We start from the raw sequence: 2,016 nt of genomic DNA, 5'->3' as shown, positions 1-2,016 counted from the left end.
GCAAAGTTTCGGCCGGAAGGTCCTCCTCGCGGACGGGACCTCCGTGACCGCGGACGAGGAATACCTCCGGGAGTCGATCCTCGATCCCAAAGCCAAGGTGGTGAAGGGGTACCCGGCCGTCATGCCCACCTTCAAAGGGAGCCTTTCCCCCGACGACGTGGGCGCGATCATCGCCTACCTGAGATCCCTTTCCGGGGACAGAGAGGAGGAGAAGAAGAAGGAGGGGGAGAAGGCCGTTGAGAAGGAGGAAAGAGAGGGAAAGGAAGCCCCTTCGACGCGGAAGGGGAAAGATCTGACCGAAACTCTCGGGTGCCTGGGGTGCCACTCCGTCGATGGGTCGGTCAGGGTCGGGCCCTCGTTTCAGGGGCTGTTCGGCAGGCAGGTCGAGCTCGAGGGCGGCGGGACGGCGACCGCCGACGAGGCGTATCTCAGGGAATCGATCAACCAGCCCAAGGCGAAAGTCGTTAAGGGTTTTCCCAACGTTATGCCGGAATTCAAAGGGAAAATATCGGAGGAGGACCTCTCCGCCATCGTTGCCTACCTAAAAACGTTGAAACGATAGGTTTTTTGCGCATCCAACTCCCCCTTTCGGTCATCGCATGGGGGAAAAACGGAAGGAGAGGCGGAAAGACCGATGCGGGAAACGACGTGGAACGGGGAACGGCCGCGGAACGGTGACGCCCCCCGAGGCTACCTCGAGGCGAAAGGGTTCTGGGCCTGGGCCTATACCCTGGACCACAAGCGGATCGGGGCGATGTACCTGTACACCACCCTCTTCTTTTTTCTGGTGGGTGGAGTTTTCGCTCTCTTGATCCGCATCAAGCTGATGTTTCCCGGGCAGCACATATTCACCAGCCAGACCTACAACGTGATGTTCACCATGCACGGGGCCCTGATGATCTTTTTGTTCATCATCCCCGCGATTCCCTCGGGTCTGGGGAACTTCTTCATCCCGCTGCAAATCGGCGCGCGGGACGTGGCTTTCCCCCGGCTCAACCTGATGAGCTACTGGATCTTCGTGGCGGGGATCGTCGTGATCCTGGCCTCCCTCGTCCGGCCGATGGACACGGGGTGGACCTTCTACACCCCCTATTCCGCGCGGACCGCCGCCGACGTTACGACCCTCTCCTTCGGAGTCTTTCTCATCGGCATGTCCTCCATCCTCACGGGCCTGAACTTCCTGGTGACGATCCACAAGCTCCGGGCGCCGGGGATGACGTGGCACCGGATGCCGCTTTTCATCTGGTCGATGTACGCCACCAGCATCATCCAGGTGCTTGCGACGCCGGTCGTGGGGATCACTTTCCTGCTGCTCGCCATGGAACGGGTCCTCGGGGTGGGCTTCTTCGATCCGGCGAAGGGAGGCGACCCCATACTCTTCCAGCACTTCTTCTGGTTCTACTCCCATCCCGTCGTCTATGTGATGATCCTCCCCGCGATGGGGATCATCTCCGAGGTCATCCCGGTCTTCTCCCGGAAGCCGATCTTCGGGTACAAGGCGATCGCCTACTCCTCCGTAGCGATCGCCGTTTTCGGGTTCTTCGTCTGGGGCCACCACATGTTCGTCACCGGGATGTCCGGCACGGCGGCGATCATCTTCTCCCTCCTGACCTACTCCGTGGCCATTCCCACGGCGATCAAGGTCTTCAACTGGATCGCCACGATGTACCGGGGATCCATCACCTTCGAGTCCCCCATGCTGTACGCCCTGACCTTCATCTTTCTCTTCGTCGTCGGCGGGCTCACGGGGATGTACCTGGGGGCCCTGGGGGCGAACATCCACGTACACGACACCTACTTCATCGTCGCCCATTTTCATTACACCATGGTGGGGGGGACGGTGATGGGGCTTCTGGCAGGTCTGCACTTCTGGTTTCCCAAGATGACCGGCAGGATGCTCAGCGAAAAGATGGCGCGCCCTGCCTGGCTGCTGATGTTCATCGGCTTCAACGTCACCTTTTTCACCCAGTTCATCCTGGGGTTCGAGGGAATGCCGAGGCGCTACGCGGAATACCC

At 60.4% G+C, this 2,016-nt stretch carries 2 protein-coding genes; both read left to right on the top strand.

Features of this window, described 5'->3' with window-relative positions; translation table 11 throughout:
• Positions 1 to 562, top strand: a 562-nt coding sequence (locus tag VJ307_04825; GenBank protein ID HJX73461.1) for a c-type cytochrome, incomplete at its 5' end; no start/stop codon positions are given.
• Between the two features lie 72 nt (positions 563 to 634).
• Positions 635 to 2,016 (top strand): cbb3-type cytochrome c oxidase subunit I (locus VJ307_04820; GenBank protein HJX73460.1); only part of this gene is annotated, 1,382 nt, incomplete at its 3' end.

It is taken from the genome of Candidatus Deferrimicrobiaceae bacterium (genome assembly GCA_035256765.1).
Classification (GTDB): Bacteria; Desulfobacterota; Deferrimicrobia; order Deferrimicrobiales; family Deferrimicrobiaceae; genus CSP1-8.
This window is presented reverse-complemented; position numbering and strand designations above follow the sequence as displayed.